11 protein-coding genes are annotated in these 16,243 nt (G+C 70.8%); 7 read left to right on the top strand and 4 right to left on the bottom strand.

What is annotated here, in order from left to right; all coding sequences use genetic code 11:
- Positions 1-43: 43 nt before the first annotated feature.
- Both ACH442_RS04215 and galT read right to left on the bottom strand, forming a co-directional pair.
- On the bottom strand, positions 44-1,450 hold the full coding sequence (locus ACH442_RS04215; RefSeq protein ID WP_396121120.1) for an aromatic acid exporter family protein: 1,407 nt from the start codon (positions 1,448-1,450) through the stop codon (positions 44-46).
- A gap of 122 nt (positions 1,451-1,572) precedes the next feature.
- Complete coding sequence (gene galT / locus ACH442_RS04210; RefSeq protein WP_396121119.1) at positions 1,573-4,971, bottom strand: galactose-1-phosphate uridylyltransferase; 3,399 nt, start codon at positions 4,969-4,971, stop codon at positions 1,573-1,575.
- Positions 4,972-5,144: 173 nt separating this feature from the next.
- Between galT and ACH442_RS04205 the strand changes: the two genes are divergently transcribed.
- From ACH442_RS04205 to ACH442_RS04180, 6 genes are all read left to right on the top strand, one after another.
- Positions 5,145-6,458, top strand: coding sequence for an ABC transporter substrate-binding protein (locus ACH442_RS04205; protein WP_396121118.1), 1,314 nt, complete (start codon positions 5,145-5,147; stop codon positions 6,456-6,458).
- A 58-nt stretch (positions 6,459-6,516) separates the two neighbouring features.
- On the top strand, positions 6,517-7,485 hold the full coding sequence (locus tag ACH442_RS04200; protein WP_396121117.1) for a carbohydrate ABC transporter permease: 969 nt from the start codon (positions 6,517-6,519) through the stop codon (positions 7,483-7,485).
- 3 nt (positions 7,486-7,488) lie between these two features.
- On the top strand, positions 7,489-8,352 hold the full coding sequence (locus ACH442_RS04195; protein WP_396121116.1) for a carbohydrate ABC transporter permease: 864 nt from the start codon (positions 7,489-7,491) through the stop codon (positions 8,350-8,352).
- Positions 8,349-9,386 carry a LacI family DNA-binding transcriptional regulator gene (locus ACH442_RS04190; RefSeq protein ID WP_396121115.1) on the top strand — a complete coding sequence of 346 codons (1,038 nt, stop codon included), beginning with the start codon at positions 8,349-8,351 and terminating at the stop codon, positions 9,384-9,386. The genes ACH442_RS04195 and ACH442_RS04190 overlap by 4 nt, the downstream gene beginning before the upstream one ends.
- Before the next feature lie 100 nt (positions 9,387-9,486).
- Positions 9,487-10,566, top strand: coding sequence for an arabinogalactan endo-beta-1,4-galactanase (locus tag ACH442_RS04185; protein WP_396121114.1), 1,080 nt, complete (start codon positions 9,487-9,489; stop codon positions 10,564-10,566).
- A 35-nt stretch (positions 10,567-10,601) separates the two neighbouring features.
- The gene (locus ACH442_RS04180; RefSeq protein ID WP_396121113.1) at positions 10,602-11,699 is read left to right on the top strand and encodes an arabinogalactan endo-beta-1,4-galactanase; all 1,098 of its coding nucleotides are present in this window, start codon (positions 10,602-10,604) and stop codon (positions 11,697-11,699) included.
- A 246-nt stretch (positions 11,700-11,945) separates the two neighbouring features.
- On the opposite strand, the gene ACH442_RS04175 is transcribed toward ACH442_RS04180, so the two are convergent.
- Together ACH442_RS04175 and ACH442_RS04170 are read right to left on the bottom strand one after the other, a co-directional pair.
- On the bottom strand, positions 11,946-14,123 hold the full coding sequence (locus ACH442_RS04175) for an MMPL family transporter (protein ID WP_396121112.1): 2,178 nt from the start codon (positions 14,121-14,123) through the stop codon (positions 11,946-11,948).
- Positions 14,124-14,139: 16 nt separating this feature from the next.
- Positions 14,140-14,733, bottom strand: a complete 594-nt coding sequence (locus tag ACH442_RS04170; protein WP_396121111.1) for a TetR/AcrR family transcriptional regulator — start codon at positions 14,731-14,733, stop codon at positions 14,140-14,142.
- A gap of 375 nt (positions 14,734-15,108) precedes the next feature.
- Here ACH442_RS04170 and ACH442_RS04165 point away from each other — a divergent pair, with 375 nt between their 5' ends.
- The gene (locus ACH442_RS04165) at positions 15,109-16,236 is read left to right on the top strand and encodes a hypothetical protein (RefSeq protein WP_396121110.1); all 1,128 of its coding nucleotides are present in this window, start codon (positions 15,109-15,111) and stop codon (positions 16,234-16,236) included.
- Positions 16,237-16,243: the final 7 nt, after the last annotated feature.

Here is a 16,243-nt window from a genome sequence, read left to right as displayed (position 1 = left end):
CGCGGCCTCGCCTCGGCAAGCGGCTCGTCCTCACCACAAGCGGTCAGCGGCGTGGGGTGCGGCTCGGGGAGGTGAGGTGGGGGCGCCGGCGGTGCTCGGCCCGCAACCGGGTCTTGACGCGCCGCCGTTCCCAGATCTCCCGGACCACCGGCAGCACCTCGGACACCGCCGGGATGACCGGTTCCGGCTCGGGGACCTTCGCCACGCCGACGGCCAGCGCGGGTGCGGATCGTTCGAGGGAGCCGGCCATCCGGTCCACGTCGGTGATGATCGAACCGGTCAGCACCAGCACTCCGGTGTCGTCGACCTCGCTGCGGACGGTGCGCATGGTCCGCTGACGGGTTTCGCGGAGCCGTTCGACCAGGTCGTCGAGGTGCCCGGCGTCGGTGGCGGGGTCGGCGCCGGGGTCGGCGACCAGGGCGGCGTGAGCCGCGAACGCTTCGGAGGCGACGCCGAGGACCTGGCCGATCTGTTCGGGGACGGCGGCCGCGTCCGGGGCAGCCGCGGCGTCGAACATCGAGCGGGCCACCGAGTTGACCTGATGCACGCCGTGCTCGAGGGCGTGCAGCGTCTCGCGCAGCGGGGCCACCTGGCTCACCGGGGTGGTCAGCGACCAGCGGGCCTGCTGGACCAGGTCGCGGACGGCGACGACGGCCTCGTCGAGGTCCTCGCCGAGCTCGCGGGAGCGGGCGAGCCACTGCTCGGCCTGCTCGGTGTCGTAGCCGTCGCGGGCGCCGGCGCCGAGCGCGGCCAGCAGGCCGGCGATCTCGCGGGAGAGGTGTTCCAGCTCGTGCCGGGCACGTTCCCGCAGGGTCATGCCGCCGACCAGCGGGGACAGGATGACGCCGACGACGATGCCGAGGGCGGTGGCCTCGACGCGCTGACCGACGAACGACTCGGTGACCGTGCCACCGACGACGAGGATGCCGAGGGAGGTGGCCGGCACCGCGACGGCGCCGTCGCCGAGGCGCAGCAGGCGGCCGGTGGCCAGCCCGCAGCCGGCGATCACGGCGATCGACATCAGGCTGAGGCCGAACAGCCGCCACACCACCACGGTCAGGGCGATCCCGGCGAGCAGGCCGATCAGGCGCTGGGCGCCCTCGCGCAGCGACGCATGGGAGCTGAGCTGCACCGACAGCACGGCGGAGATCACGGCGGTGACCGGTGCGGTCAGGCCCAGCGTGCCGGCCGCGGCCCAGGCGATCCCGGCCGCGACCGCGGTCACCAGGGTGGACCGGACCGTGTCGGAGTCGAGCCGGTCGGCGAGGTGCCGGGCCCGCTGCCGCAGCGCGGACGGCAGGTGCGGGCCGAGCCGGTCGATCATGGCCCGCGTCACCGACTCGACCACCGGTCGCACCTTGCGCCGCAGCAGCATGACGATCGCGGCGCAGAGGGCGAGTCCGACGGCCACGACGGCCCTCGGATCGGCGCCCTCCATCGACTGCGGCACGGTGCGGCTTTCCCTTCACGAGCGGTTCGGTCCGGGCCCGAGGGCCTGGGCCGAAGTTAGCCGCGGTTCCGGCCCGATGCGCAGTGTTCGGGGGAACTGTGATGGCGGTCGCCGCCGCCGGGTCAGCCGATCTCGCGCAGCCGGGCGGCGATCCGTTCCGGGGTGGTGTCGCTGATCCAGGACGCCATCGCGGACTCGACGCCGGCCAGGTACTTCAGCTTGCCGGGCGCGCGCAGAATGCTGAAGACCTGCAGGTGGAGCCGGAATTCGTCGCGGCCTTCGCGGACCGGCGCCTGGTGCACGCCGGCGATGTAGGGCAGCGGTTCCGGCCCGGGGAAGTAACGGTCGAGGCGGCCGAGCACGTCCAGGTAGATCCGGGCCAGGTCGTCACGTTCGGCGCCGGTCAGCGCGGGCAGGTCGGGGACGTCGCGGTGCGGGGCCAGGTGCACCTCGACCGGCCAGCGGGCGGCGGCCGGGACGTAGGCGGTCCAGTGCCGGGACGACACGACGACCCGGATGCCGGCGCGGCGTTCCGCGTCGAGGATGTCGCGGAACAGGTTGCCGCCGGTCCTGGCCCGGTGGGCGCGGGCCATTTCCAGCATCCGGGCCGGCTTGGGCGGGACGAACGGGAACGCGTAGATCTGCCCGTGCGGGTGGGGCAGGGTCACGCCGATCTCCTGGCCACGGTTCTCGAACACGAAGACGTGCTCGACGCCGGGCTGTTCGCCCAGCTCGACCGTGCGGTCGGCCCAGGCTTCGATGACGGTCCGGGCCCGCTGCGGGCTCAGGCTCCCGAACGACCCCTGCGGAGCCGAGGAGAAACAGATCACCTCGGTACGGCCGGTGGCGGGCTGTGTCGGCCAGAGCGGATCGCCGTCCACCGATGCCGAAGAACCGCCGTTGCGCGGGGAGAACGACGGGAAGCGGTTCTCGAAGACCACCACGTCGTAGCCGGCTTCGGCGATCTCGGTCGGGAAGCCACCGGGCACCGTCGGCGCGAGCGGATCCTGGTCGGCGGGCGGCATGAACGTACGGTCGTTGCGGTGTGCCGCCATCGCGATCCACTCGCCGGTCAGCGGGTCGTAGCGGACCTGCGCGCCGCCTTTGAGCACCTCCTCGGCGCGGGGCAGCGGCCGGGTGTCCTCGGCCTGCCGGGTGGCCGCGCCGGAGACGTACGGCTCGGTGTCGTCGAAGTAGATGATCTCCCGCCCGTCCGCCATCCGCCGCGACGTCCGGCGCACCCGGTGCACGTGCTCGGGCTCGGCCGTGGTGCTGCGGCCCACGACCCGGATCGCGTCGATCGCCAGCAGCTGGGAGCCGGCCGCGACGAGCCGGTCCCGGGCGTCCTCGGGCACCGAGACGCGGGAGACCGTGGCCAGCGGCAGCAGGTGCAGGGTGACCTCGGCGCCCGCCCGGTACCCGGCGTCGATCAGGCTGACCTGCCAGCGGGAGCCGTCCCAGAACCGATCGGTGGCGGGGACGCCGTCGATGCGCAGCTCACCGGCGTCACCGGCCCAGTCGACGAGCAGCAGCGCGTCGTGGGCGGGGTCGGCGGCCCATGCGGGCAGGTCCAGGCGCCACACCGCGGCGTGCTCGTCGAACGCGGCCCGGCCCGGGGCCGACGCGCGGCCGTCGTGCTTGCCGTACTCGGCGGGGACGGCCCCGGCGGCACGCAGCTCGGCGGCGGTGACGTCGACGGTCAGCGGGACGTGCACGGGCGCCACCGGCAGGTCGGCGAAGGCCTGGGCGGCCGGGTCGTAAACCCGTACCGCGGCAATCGAAGCGGCCTTGACCACGACGCGACCGGAAGCGTCCCATTGCAGCTCGTCGTCGCTGAGCAGCACCCGGCGGCCGGCCTCCTCGCAGACCCAGACCGACCCGGCGGTCTCCGCCGGGAGGACGAGCACGTCGAGCGTGCCGGTCGCGGTCTGCAGGCGGACCGGCTGGTAGCCGGGCTCGATCACGCGCGGCTCCTGATCAGTGACGGCCAGCTCGACCGGGATGCCGGCCTCGGCCAGCAGCACCAGCGTGGGGACCGCGCCGGGCAGCAGCGTGAGCGCGGAGGCGGTGGCCCAGGCCAGCCGCACCCCGCCCGCGGTCAGGTTGACCGGCCAGCGCGCGAGGGTGCCGGGCGGGACGTCCACCGGCCGGGACGGGAATTCCAGCGTCTGGCCGTCGAGGTTCAGCCGGAAACGGGCGCCGCGGTAGGTGTCGAGCGGGAAGTGCGGCTGGTGCCACGCGACGAAGAGGAAACCGCTGGTCCCGTCGCTGCGCAGGGCCCATCGCAGCGTTTCACCGTCCTCGACGCCGTTCGGGCGTACGTCGGGAAGGCTCGACGGCATCTCGGCGAGCTTATGGCCGAAAGCGGACAGGAACGCATGCTGGCGTCGCAGCTCGGCGTGGCTCGGGGCGAGCGTGCCGGCCTCGCCGATCGGCGCGTGGAAGTCGTAGCCGAGGCGGGGCAGGTCGTTCGGGTACCCGGTGGCGTGCGACTCCTGCATGTCGCCGGGCGGGTTGGTGCCGCCGGTGTACATGTAGTAGCCCTGCCAGGCCGACCCGTTACCGATCTTGCAGTGCGCGATGGTGGCCACGTCCAGCGCGGACGGGCGCGGCCGGCGGTGGTACGCGGTGGCCATCCCGCCGGCGAGTTCGCAGGTCGCCGCCGGGAACTCGTCCGACGGGGTGCGCGGGCCGCCCTTGGCCGCCTCGATGTTCTGCGCGCGCCGGACATCAGCCCCGATGCCCGGGTCGTCCCAGACGTGCGAGAAGAAGTAATGGTCGCGGAAGTTCGGCGCCCACGGCGCGTCGGAGTCGACCCAGAAACCGTCGCCGTACCCGCCGTACAGCGGAAGAACCTCCTCCTCGGGCAGCTCGGCGCTGTCCCACGCGGTCGCGGTCCAGATCGGCGCGTGCATGCCGGCGTCGCGCGCCATCCGCTTGAGGGTGCGCAGGTGCCCGGGCTGGGTGTAGAGCTCGTTCTCGATCTGGATGCCGAGCACCCGCTCGAAGCGGTCACCGACGTTCGCGCCGACGGCGGCGAAGAACTCCTCGACCATGCGCAGGTAGCCGGGGTCGTCGGTGCGGTGCCGGACCGGGGCCTGCTGCACCCAGTCGGGGAAGCCGCCGTTGCGGCTCTCGGCGTGCACCCACGGGCCGATCCGCAGCACGACGTCCAGGCCGGTCTCGACGACCAGGTCGACGAACGCGCCGACGTCGAGGTTGCCGTCGAAGCGGTATTCGCCCTGCTCAGGTGAGTGGTGCAGCCAGAAGACGTAGCTGGCCACGACGGTGACGCCGCCCGCTTTCATCTGGCGCAGGCGCTCGGCCCAGCGGTGGCGCGGGACCCGGCTGTAGTGCATCTCCCCGGAGACCGGGATGACCGGTGTCCCGTTCCTGGTCAGGTAGCGGTTCGTCAGCGAGAGGCCGGGGCGCACGTCCTCCGCGTTGCTCATCCGCGGCCGGCGCAGGGGTGTCGCCCAGGGCTGGTGGCGCACGGAGAGCGGCTCCGTCTGATCGGGCACGAGAACCCTCTTTCCGTTAGGACTGTAACCGGTCACAGCCCGGTAGATCCGAACGATACACAGGATCAAGTGCTGCAAAGCAAGGTCTTGACACACGCTCGTAACAGCAGCACTGTAACCGGTCACAGGCATCGACCGCGGCCCTCACCCGGTGTGCCTATCAAGGAGGATCAATGTCGAAAAAGATCGCCCCTGTGCTGGCGTCCCTCACCGCAGCGGCTTTGTTCATGACCACCGCGTGCAGCAGCTCCGACGACTCCTCGGACAGCAGCACCCCCAGCACCGAGAAGGTCGCGCTGACCTACTGGAGCTGGGCCCCGAACATGGACAAGGTCGTCGAGGGCTGGAACTCGACCCACCCCAACATCCAGGTCACCGTCAACAAGCAGGACGGTGGCGACCCGGCCGTCACCAAGCTGCTCACCGCGATCAAGGCCGGCTCCGGCGCCCCCGACGTGATGCAGGCCGAGTACCAGAAGATCCCCACCCTGGTCTCCGCCGACGCGCTCGCCGACATCTCCAAGGAGGCCGGCTCGCTCAAGGACAAGTTCCCGGCCGCCGCCTGGAACAGCGTCACCCTGGGCGGCGACGCGCTCTACGGCGTGCCGCAGGACTCCGGTCCGCTGATGTTCTTCTACCGCTCCGACGTCTTCGAGTCCAACGGCCTGCAGGCGCCGAAGACCTGGGACGACTACGCCGCGGCGGCCGAGAAGATCCACAAGGCGAACCCGAAGCAGTACCTGGGCACGTTCTCCGCCTCCGACGCGGGCCTGTTCGTGGGGCTCGCGCAGCAGGCCGGCGCGTCCTGGTGGGGCGTCAACGGCGACTCCTGGACCGTCAACATCAACGACGCGGCGACCCAGAAGGTCGCCGGGTACTGGGGTGGCCTGGTCGAGAAGGGCACCGTCGACAACAAGCCGATGTACACGCCGGAGTGGAACGCCGCGCTCAACGACGGCACGCAGGTCGGCTGGGTCTCCGCCGTCTGGGCGCCGGGCGTGCTCGAGGGCAGCGCCAAGGACACCAAGGGCAAGTGGAAGGCCGCTCCCATGCCGCAGTGGGACGCCGCGGCCCCCGCGACCGGCAACTGGGGTGGCTCGGCGACCAGCGTGACCGCGCAGAGCAAGCACCCGAAGGAGGCGGCCGAGTTCATCGCGTGGCTCAACAGCGACCCGGCCGCGCTCAAGCTGCTCGCCGGCACGGCCAACGTCTACCCGGCCGCGAACGACGCGACCAGCGTGCTGACCACGCCGCCGGCGTTCTTCTCGGACCAGAGCGACTTCTACAGCATCGCGGCCGAGGCCGGGAAGCAGACCAAGCCCTTCACGTACGGGCCGAACGTCAACGTCGCGTACAGCTCCTTCAACGACACCTTCGGCAAGGCCGCGGAGTCGAAGAAGGCGTCCGCCTTCACCGAGTCGCTCGCGACCATCCAGAAGGCGACCGTGGACGACATGAAGAACAACGGTTTCACCGTCGCCGGATGACCGGTACCGGGTGGGGTGTCATGCCGCCCCACCCGGTCCTCCCAGGAAGGTTTCGGCGATGGCGCTGACCACCACGCTCCCCCGTTCCACCACCGCGGCACCGGTCGCCGCGAGGCCCGCCCGGAAAGGGCGCGGCGGCGTCCCGTACGCCTTCCTCGCCCCCGGCCTGCTGCTGTTCACGCTCTTCCTGGCCGCCCCGATCGTCTACGCCGGCTACCTGAGCCTGCGCAAGGTGAAGGTCAGCGGCCTGGGCCTGGGCTCGAAGTCCCGCACCGAGGTGTGGGCCGGGTTCAGCAACTACGCCCGCTCGATGACCGACCCGGAGTTCCTGCCCAGCGTCTACCGGATTCTGGGCTACGGCCTGATCGTGGTCCCGGCCATGCTCGGCCTGGCCCTGCTGATGGCCCTGCTGCTGGACGCCAACCGCACCCGGCCGGCGCTGAGCAGCTTCGCCCGGATCTCGATCTTCCTGCCGTACGCGGTGCCGGCCGTGGTCGCCTCGCTGCTCTGGGGCTTCCTCTACCTGCCGCGGGTCAGCCCGTTCGTCTACGCGCTCGACAAGATCGGGATCACCGCGCCCGAACTGCTCTCCTCGTCGTGGGTGCTCTACGCGGTCGCCAACGTGGCCGTCTGGGGCGGCACCGGCTTCAACATGATCGTCATCTACACCGCGCTGAAGTCCGTGCCGACCAGCCTGTACGAGTCGGCCCGCATCGACGGCGCGTCCGAGTTCGCCATCGCCTGGCGGATCAAGATCCCGATCGTGCTGCCGTCGCTGATCATGACGTTCGTCTTCTCGCTGATCGCGACCCTGCAGGTGTTCGCCGAGCCGATCACGCTGAAGCCGCTGAGCAACACGATCTCGTACACCTGGACGCCGCTGATGAAGGTGTACCGGGACGCGTTCGTGCGCAACGACATCTACGCCGCGGCCACCACCTCGGTGGTCATCGCCCTCGCCACGTTCATCCTGTCCTTCGGCTTCCTGAAGCTCGTGGGCCGTCGCGCGTTCAACCAGGAGGACTGAGCAATGACCACGACGTCTGCGGAGCGGCCGTCCACCAGGCGCGGGACCAGCAAGATCGCTGCCACCCTCCTGCTGCTGGGCGCGGCGTACTGCCTGCTCCCGGTGATCTGGGTGCTGATCGCGTCGAGCAAGAGCGCCGGCCAGCTGTTCTCCACGTTCACGCTCGCCCCCGGCACCCACCTGTTCGACAACCTGGCCGACCTGAGCAGCTACCGCGACGGCCTGTACTGGCGGTGGATGCTCAACACCGCCCTCTACGCCGGGGTCGGCGCGGCCGTCTCCACGTTCGTCTCGGCCATGAGCGGGTACGCCCTGGCCAAGTTCGACTTCCCCGGCAAGGGTTTCGTCTTCAACGTGATCCTGGCCGGCGTACTGGTCCCGGGCGTCATCCTGGCCATCCCGCAGTACCTGCTGCTCGCCAAGATCGGCCTGACCAACACCTACTGGGCGGTGCTGCTGCCGAGCTTCATCAGCCCGTACGGCATCTACCTCGCCCGCATCTTCGCCGCCGCGGCCGTCCCGTCGGAGATCCTCGAGGCGTCCCGGATCGACGGCGCCGGCGACTGGCGCACCTTCGTCCGGGTCGTCATGCCGATGATGCGCACCGGCCTCGTGACCGTCTTCCTGTTCCAGTTCGTGGCGATCTGGAACAACTTCATGCTCCCGTACATCATGCTCGGCAACGACCAGCTCTATCCGCTGACCGTGGGGCTCAACGGCCTGCTCAACCAGGGTGCCAGCCAGCCCTCGATGTACACCGCGGTGGTGACCGGCGCCCTCGTGTCGATCGTCCCGCTGATCGCCCTGTTCCTCACGCTCCAGCGTTACTGGCAGGTCGACCTGGCCGCCGGTGGTGTGAAGGCATGACGACTATGATCCCGAACGTGTCGCGTAAACGCCCAACGATCCGCGATGTCGCTCGCGAGGCCGGGGTGTCGTACGCGACCGTCTCGCGGGTCCTGAACGGGCGCGACTGGGTCAGCCCGGAAGCCGTGCGCGCGGTCCGGGACGCGATCTCCCGGACCGGGTACACGACCAACCAGCACGCCCGCTCCCTGGCGACCGGGCGTTCCGGGTCGATCGCGTTCCTGCTGACCGAGCCGCAGCACCTGCTCTTCGAGGACCCGAACTTCTCGGTGCTGCTGCGTGGCGTGGCCCAGGCGCTCTCCGACCGGGAGCTGACCCTGATCCTGATGATCGCGTCGACGCCCGAGGAACGCAGCCGGACGATCGCGTTCCTCAACGGCGGTCACGTCGACGGCGTGCTGCTGGTCTCCCCGCACTCCGGTGACCCGCTGCTCAAGCAGCTGGTCACGGCCCAGGTGCCGATCGTGGCCTGCGGCCGGGTCCTCGGTCTGGAGGACGTGATGAGCTCGGTCTCGGCCGACGACCGGGCCGGCGCGCGCTCCGCGACCGAACACCTGATCGCGGCCGGCCGGCGGCGGATCGCCACGATCACCGGGCCGCTCGACACGTCCGGCGGGGTGGACCGGCTCGCCGGTTACACCGATGCGCTGATGGCGCACGGCCTGCCGATCGACCAGGATCTGATCGTGCACGGCGACTGGCGCCGGGAGAACGGCGCCTCCGGGATGCGGACGCTGCTGGACCGCGCCCCGGACGTGGACGCGGTCTTCGCCGCCTCCGACGCGATCGCCGCGGCCACCCTGCCGGTGCTGCGCGAGGCCGGGCGGTCCGTGCCCGGTGACGTGCGGGTGGTCGGTTTCGACGACTCGGGCCTGGCCGCCACCACCGAACCGCCGCTCAGCACCGTGCGCCAGCCGCTGGAACGCATCAGCGAGGAGATGGTCCGGCTCCTCGTGGACGTGATCAACGGCCGTACCCCGCTCTCCATCACCGTGCCCACCAGCCTCGTCCTGCGAGCCTCCTCGCCCACCTGATCCTTGCCGGGCCCCCCATGGGGGTCGATCTTGATGTCCCCCTCACCTCGAGATCGACCCTCCTCACCAAGTGCGTCCCTTTTGTCCACAAAGGAGCGTCATGAAGTTAGCCGTACTGATGGCCGCCGGGCTCCTCCTGGTGCCCGCCACCCCCGCATCCGCGCACGAGAGAACCGGGCTCACCATGCGCGGTGCCGACGTGTCCACCCTCCCCCGCGCGCTCGACCTGGGCGCCAAGTTCTACGACGCCCGCGGCCACCGCGCCGACCCCTACGAGATCCTCGAGAAGGCCGGCGTCAACTACATCCGCCTGCGCATCTGGAACAACCCGACCAGCGGCTACAGCAACAAGGCCGAGGTGGTCGCCCAGGCGAAGGCGGCCCGCCGGCACGGCCTCAAAGTGCTGATCGACTTCCACTACTCGGACACCTGGGCCGACCCGGGCAAGCAGTTCATCCCCGCCGCCTGGGCCGGCCACTCCCCGGAGCAACTGCAGAAGGACGTCTACGACTACACCTACGACGTCTGCCGGGCCGCGCACCCGGACAGCGTGCAGATCGGCAACGAGATCAACACCGGCATGCTGTGGCCGGTCGGTGAAGTCGTCAACAGCGACTTCGGGCCGCTCGCCGGTCTCCTCAAATCCGGATACGACGCGGCGAAGGCCTGCTCCCCGCGCACGCAGGTGCTGATCCACACCGCGGACGCCGGGAGCCTCGGCGCCGCGCGCTGGTTCTACGACGGCATCGCCGCGCAGGGCGTGAAGTGGGACGTCACCGCGCTCTCCTACTACTGCATGTGGCACGGCGACCTGACGAACCTGGCGTCCGTCCTCACCGACGTCCGAACCCGTTACGGCAAGCCGGCGGTGATCGCGGAGACCGCGTACCCGTACACCACCGAGAACTACGACCACCTGGAGAACATCGTCACCTCGGCCGCGCCGTGCGACGGGATCCCCGCGTCGCCGCAGGGCCAGGCCACCAAGTTCTCGCAGGTGCAGGATGTCGCCCGGGCATCCGGGGCGCTCGGCGTCTTCTACTGGGAGCCCACCTGGACCGCGATCGACGGGAACGGGTGGGACACCGAGGACATCGAGAACTCCGGCAACGCCTGGGAGAACATGGCGACGTTCGACGACCGTGGGCGGATCAACCCGTACATCGTCTGGCGCCGCTGAGAAAACCGGCACGTTCCTATCCCCGAAGGAGCGAGATGCGCAAATCCCTCGTGGCCGTCATCGGAGCCGTCCTCCTGATGCTGGCCTTCACCCCCGGCCCGGCCCAGGCCGCGTCCCTCACCATGCTCGGCGCTGACGTTTCCTCGCTGCAGCGCACGCTCGATCTGGGCGGCAAGTACTACACCGCGGCCGGTGCCCAGGCCGACCCCTACGACATCCTCAAAGGCGCCGGCGCGAATTACCTGCGGCTGCGCGTCTGGAACAACCCGGCCAGCGGTTACAACAACAAGGCCAAGGTGCTCCAGCAGGCCAAGGCGATCAAGGCCAAAGGCCTGAAACTGCTCGTCGACTTCCACTACTCGGACACCTGGGCCGACCCCGGCAAGCAGTACCCTCCGGTGGCCTGGGGCTCGCATTCCCTCGCGACGCTGCAGACCGACGTCTACAACTACACCTACGACGTGTGCACCGCCCTGAAAGCGCAGGGCACCACACCGGACAGCGTGCAGATCGGCAACGAGATCAACGTCGGCATGCTGTGGCCCAACGGTCAGGTCACCAACAACAATTTCGCGCCGCTGGCCGGCCTGCTCAAACAGGGCTACAACGCGACCAAGGCGTGCAACGGCTCGACCCAGGTGATGATCCACACCGCGGACGCGGACAGTGACGCCAACGCCCGCTGGTTCTACGACGGCATCAAGGCGCAGGGCGTGACCTGGGACATCACGGCACTCTCGTACTACTGCATGTGGCACGGCACGCTCGCGAACCTGTACAACGTGATCGCGGACGTCAAATCCCGTTACGGCAAGCCGGTCCTGGTGGTGGAAACGGCGTACATGTACACCACCGCCAATGCCGACGGCCAGACGAACTCGATTCCCGGAACGACGACGTGCGACGGCCAACCCGCCACGAAAGCCGGCCAGGGCACCGAGTTCACCTGGATCCAGAACACCGCCCGCAACGCCGGGGCGATCGGCGTCTTCTACTGGGAACCGACCTGGTACGCCATTTCCGGCAACGGCTGGGACCCGGCGAACATCAACGGCACCGGCGACGGCTGGGACAACATGGCGACCTTCGACGCCACCGGCAGATTCAACTCCGCGGTGAAGTGGGCCGCCTGACCCATCCCCTGAAAAAGGCCGGCCCGGCACTTTCCCCGAAGCGCCGGGCCGGCTCGATGCGCAGAATCAAGACCTTCATGTCCCACGTCCGCCGTGGTCCTTCTCCGCCGCTCCCGCGGGGACCCTTCCGGGCCGAGCAGGGGCGCGGGGCGCCCCTGAACGCTCAGCCCGAAAGGGCGACGTCCGTGGGTGGGCACGGTCAGGGCGCAAGACCCGACGACGGCGCCCGGCCGCCGAGAAGTGAGGTCAGACGGACGCGGGCTCGGCCTCCCGGGCAGCGGCGGCCTTGCGCTCCAGGGCCGCGCCCTCGACGTCGAGCTCGGGGAGCCGGCGCAGCCAGCTGGGCAGCCACCACGCGGACTTGCCGAGCAGCGCGAGCGCCGCCGGGACGGCGATCATGCGGATCACGAACGCGTCGAAGACGATGCCGACGGCCAGGGCGAACGCGATCGGCTTGACCGTGTCGTTGCCCTGCGGCACGAACGCGGCGAAGACCGCGAACATGATCGCCGCGGCGGCCACGACGACCGGGGCGGCCTGGCGGAAACCGGTGACGATGGCGTCGCGCGGGGAGGCGCCGTGGGCGTGCGCCTCGTGCATGCGCGACACCAGGAACACCTGGTAGTCCATGGCGAGACCGAAGAGGATGCCGACGATGATGACCGGCGCGAGGCTGATGATCGGCCCGGTCGAGCCGGCGTTGACCACCTCCTTGGCCCAGCCCCACTGGAAGACGGCGACGGTCGCGCCGAACGACGCGCCGATCGTCAGCAGGAAGCCGAGGACGCCGACGACCGGCACCAGCAGCGACCGGAACACCAGCACGAGCAGCACGAAGGCCAGGCCGACGACGAGCGCCAGGTAGACCGGGAGCGCGGCGTTGAGCTTCTGCGACACGTCGATGCTGATCGCGGTCTGGCCGGTGACGTAGACCTTCGCGCCGTCGCTGTCGGCGACCTGATCGCGGATGTTGTGAACCAGGTCGACCGTCTTCTGGTCCTCGGCGCCGGAGCCCGGGATGACGGTGATCAGCGCGGCCGTCTGCTTCTGGTCAGGCTGCGGCGGGGTGGCCAGCGCGACGTCGGGCAGCGTGGCGATCTGCTTCTGGACGGTGGCCGCGTAGGTCACCGCGCCGGGCCCGTCGACCAGGATCAGCAGCGGGCCGCTGACGCCGGGGCCGAACCGCTCGTCGATGATCGCGTCGGCCTTGGCCTGGGTGCTGCCCTCGGGCGAACGCTGGGCCAGCGTGGTCTGCATCCTGAAGAACGGCAGTGCGATCACGGCGAGCGCGAGGACGGCGAGGACCAGGCTGATCACGCGCTTCTGGGTGACCATGCCCGCCCAGCCGCGGATGAAGCCGCGCCCCTCCGGAACCTCGTGCAGGGCGGCCGGCGGCAGGTCGCGCAGCTTGCGCGGCAGTGCGCGCTTGCCGATGAACCCGAGGATCGCCGGGACCAGCGTGATCGCGACGAGCACGGCCACGACGATGGTGGCCGAGGCGGCCAGGCCCATCTCGGTGAGGAACGGGATCCCGACCACGGACAGGCCGGCGAGCGCGATGACGACCGTCAGGCCGGCCGTGACCACCGCGGAACCGGCGGTGCCCACCGCGTACGCCGCGGCGGACTCGACGTCCTTGCCGGCGCGCAGCTCGTGCCGGAAGCGGGTGACGATGAACAGCGCGTAGTCGATGCCGACGGCCAGGCCGAGCATCACCGCCAGGATCGGCGTGGTCGACTGCAGCTGCACGAAGCCGGAGAGCGTGGTGATCCCGGCGACGCCGATGCCGACGCCGATGATCGCGGTCAGCAGGTTCATCCCGGCGGCGATCAGCGAACCGTAGCTGAGCGCGAGCACGAGCAGCGCCACGGCGACACCGATCAGCTCGGACGCGCCGCCGATGTCGGCCGCGTTGCTGAGCGCCTCACCGCGTGCCTCGACGGTCAGCGAGCCGGTGCGCGCGTTGGTGACGGCGCTGTTCACGGCCTCACGCTCGTCGTCGGTGAGCTCGGAGGGCTGCACCCCGTACGTGATGGTGGTCAATGCCGTGCTCAGGTCGCGCGAGACCGACGGGTTCTGCTGGTCGAAGGGGTTGCTGACCCGCACGACGCCGGGCAGTTTGCCGAACGTGGCGACGGACTGCGCGACCTGCCCCGCGAGCGCCTGGTCGGTGATCTTCTGACCGGCCGGCGCCTCGAACACCACCTGCACCGTCGCACCGGCCGACGCGTCGCCGAACCGGTCCTTCATCAGGTCGAGCGCGATCGTCGACTCCTGCCCCGGGATGCGGAACGTGTTGACGGTCTCGCCGGAGAGCTTGACCGCCCCGAAGGCCACGGCCAGCAGGGCGAGCAACCAGACGACGGTGACGATGATGCGATGCCGGACGGCGCCGAGGCCGAGGCGGTGCAACAGCGTTGCCATGGGAGATTTCCCTTGTTCAGTGAATGGGTGGATGCCCGAGCGCGTCGTAGGCGACATCGACGAGCGTGGTGAGTGCGTCCGAGGTGAAGCAGTCCCGCAGGGCGACGGCGGCGACGGCCAGCGCCCCGAGCGCTCCGACGACCCGCACTGACCGAATCGGATCGGCGAGCGAGCCCGCGGTGCCGAAGGCCGCACCGGTGAACGGATGGTCACCGAACGCCGCGGCGACCTCCTCACCGATCGTCTCCAGCGCCGCGCCGAACTCGCTCTCCCGGTCGGCGAGCAGGCAGGACAGCAGCAACGCGACCGCGCCGGGCTGCGCCAGCGCGAGCTGGGCCACCCCGCTGATCACCGTGCGGTCACGCTCCGGCCCGGGCGGCAGGGGCGCGGCGAGCGCCGCCACCTCCCGGATCTGCCCCACGCAGCGCTCGATGACCGATTCCTGCAGCGCTTCCTTGGTGGGGAAGCGGTGCAGCAGCCCGGTCTTCGAGTAACCCACCGCATCGGCGATGCGCTGGACCGACGTTTCCTTGAAGCCGTGCCGGGCAAACAGGTTGGCGGCGGCGTCCAGGATCTCGTCGTCGATCTGCTGCTTGGTGGGACGGGGCATGGGACCACCGTAGACCTTTCTGGACCAGACTGGTCCGTCGGGGACCGTGGCGGTCCCCACATCCCCTCAGGGTTTGGCGTTCGATCTCTTCGAAGAGCTTGCCGAGGTACGGCCCGGGCCGTCGATCCCCCGCGATGCCGGGCACGCCGGCCGCCCCGCCGGTGCCCGGTCCGCCCGGCCCGGGCTCGCCGGCCGCCCCGCCGGTGCCCGCCCCGCCGGTGCCCGGTCCGCCCGGCCCGGTCCCGCCGGTCCACCGGCACCGGCCCGCGGCGCTCCTCCCCGACGCCCGGGACCTGCTGGACCGGCACTGTCCGCACCTGACCGGCACCCGACCGGCACCCTCATCCCCCGGCCCGGTTGCCGAACTAACGGGATGTGGAACAGAAACTCCCGCGCTGGGTGGAGCCGGTGCTGCGCGGCCGGTGGGTCGCCGCGGTGCTCGGCGCCACCCTGCTCGCGCTGGTCATCACGGAACAGCCGGTGGACCTGGCCGAGTTCGCGGCGTACGGGCAGCGGATCCTCGACGGGCACCTGAGCGGGATCTACGAGGACGGGTGGAACCAGGCCGGCCCGGTCCAGCTCGTGATCAGCCGGCTGCTGATGATCGGCGGGTCGGCCGGGACACCGGCGGGCGCGGCCCGCGTCGCGGTGAACGTGGGACTGACGCTGGGCGCGATGGCGATGTGCCGGCGCTTCGGGACCGGGCGTGGACCGGTGGCGGCGCTGCGCGAGACCGCGACCGGGGCGCTGGTGCTGCTCTGGCTCGCCGTGCCGCTCCCCTGGTTCGGGCACCCGGCCGAGCTCGTCGTTCCGGTGCTGTGGGCGTACGCGATCCGGCTCTTCCGCCGGAAGCGGAGCGTGAGTGCCGCCGCCGGTCTCGGGGTGGCGGTGGCGATCGCCCCCTGGGCGATCCTGGGTTTTCCCTGCCTGCTGGCGGTGACCGGGCTGCGCCGGGCGATCCGCGCGTGGGTGCTCGCCGGCGGGATCGGGGTCGCGTTCTATCTGCCGTTCGTGCTGGCCGGGAACTTCAACATGTTCGGTCACAAGTGGGACGTCGAGCCGGGCACGCTGGTCTCGCAGCTGTTCCCGCAGCTGACCGAGGTGACGTGGGAGCTGCGACTGATCCAGGCGGTGCTGGTGGCCGGGGGTTGCGCGGCGGTCGCGTGGTGCTTCCGGGAGCAGCGGATCGTGTACGCCGCGGCGCCGGCCGCGACGAGCCTGATGCGGCTGCTCACCGACCCGGTGGCGCTGCGCTACTACTGGACGCCGGTCGCGGTCGCGACGATCCTGGCGTTCGCGCTGCTGGGTGACGGGGCACGGGCGCGGCGGCAGGTGCTCGGGCTGTCGCTGGGCTACCTCGCGCTCGTCGCCTGCGTGGCCGCCCACCAGGTGCCGGGAGCCGTCGCCGGGCTGGCCGGGCTGGTCGCGCTGCTGATCGCCGGGGAGTCCCGGCGGCCCGTCGAGGTGTCGGCGGCTGACACTCCGGTGACACCGGTGGCGTGATTAGGTG

This window comes from Actinoplanes sp. NPDC020271 (assembly GCF_044388125.1).
Lineage (GTDB): Bacteria > Actinomycetota > Actinomycetes > Mycobacteriales > Micromonosporaceae > Actinoplanes.
Note: the sequence above shows the minus strand (reverse complement) of the source record. Positions and strands in the feature narration are given on the sequence as shown.

What these genes read in the sequence shown, in the direction of transcription:
- ACH442_RS04205 (WP_396121118.1), top strand. Translation starts at nt 5,145, where the DNA reads ATGTCGAAAAAGATCGCCCCTGTGCTGGCGTCCCTCACCGCAGCGGCT.
- ACH442_RS04200 (WP_396121117.1), top strand. Translation starts at nt 6,517, where the DNA reads ATGGCGCTGACCACCACGCTCCCCCGTTCCACCACCGCGGCACCGGTC.
- ACH442_RS04195 (WP_396121116.1), top strand. Translation starts at nt 7,489, where the DNA reads ATGACCACGACGTCTGCGGAGCGGCCGTCCACCAGGCGCGGGACCAGC.
- ACH442_RS04190 (WP_396121115.1), top strand. Translation starts at nt 8,349, where the DNA reads ATGACGACTATGATCCCGAACGTGTCGCGTAAACGCCCAACGATCCGC.
- ACH442_RS04185 (WP_396121114.1), top strand. Translation starts at nt 9,487, where the DNA reads ATGAAGTTAGCCGTACTGATGGCCGCCGGGCTCCTCCTGGTGCCCGCC.
- ACH442_RS04180 (WP_396121113.1), top strand. Translation starts at nt 10,602, where the DNA reads ATGCGCAAATCCCTCGTGGCCGTCATCGGAGCCGTCCTCCTGATGCTG.
- ACH442_RS04175 (WP_396121112.1), bottom strand. Translation starts at nt 14,123, where the DNA reads ATGGCAACGCTGTTGCACCGCCTCGGCCTCGGCGCCGTCCGGCATCGC.
- ACH442_RS04170 (WP_396121111.1), bottom strand. Translation starts at nt 14,733, where the DNA reads ATGCCCCGTCCCACCAAGCAGCAGATCGACGACGAGATCCTGGACGCC.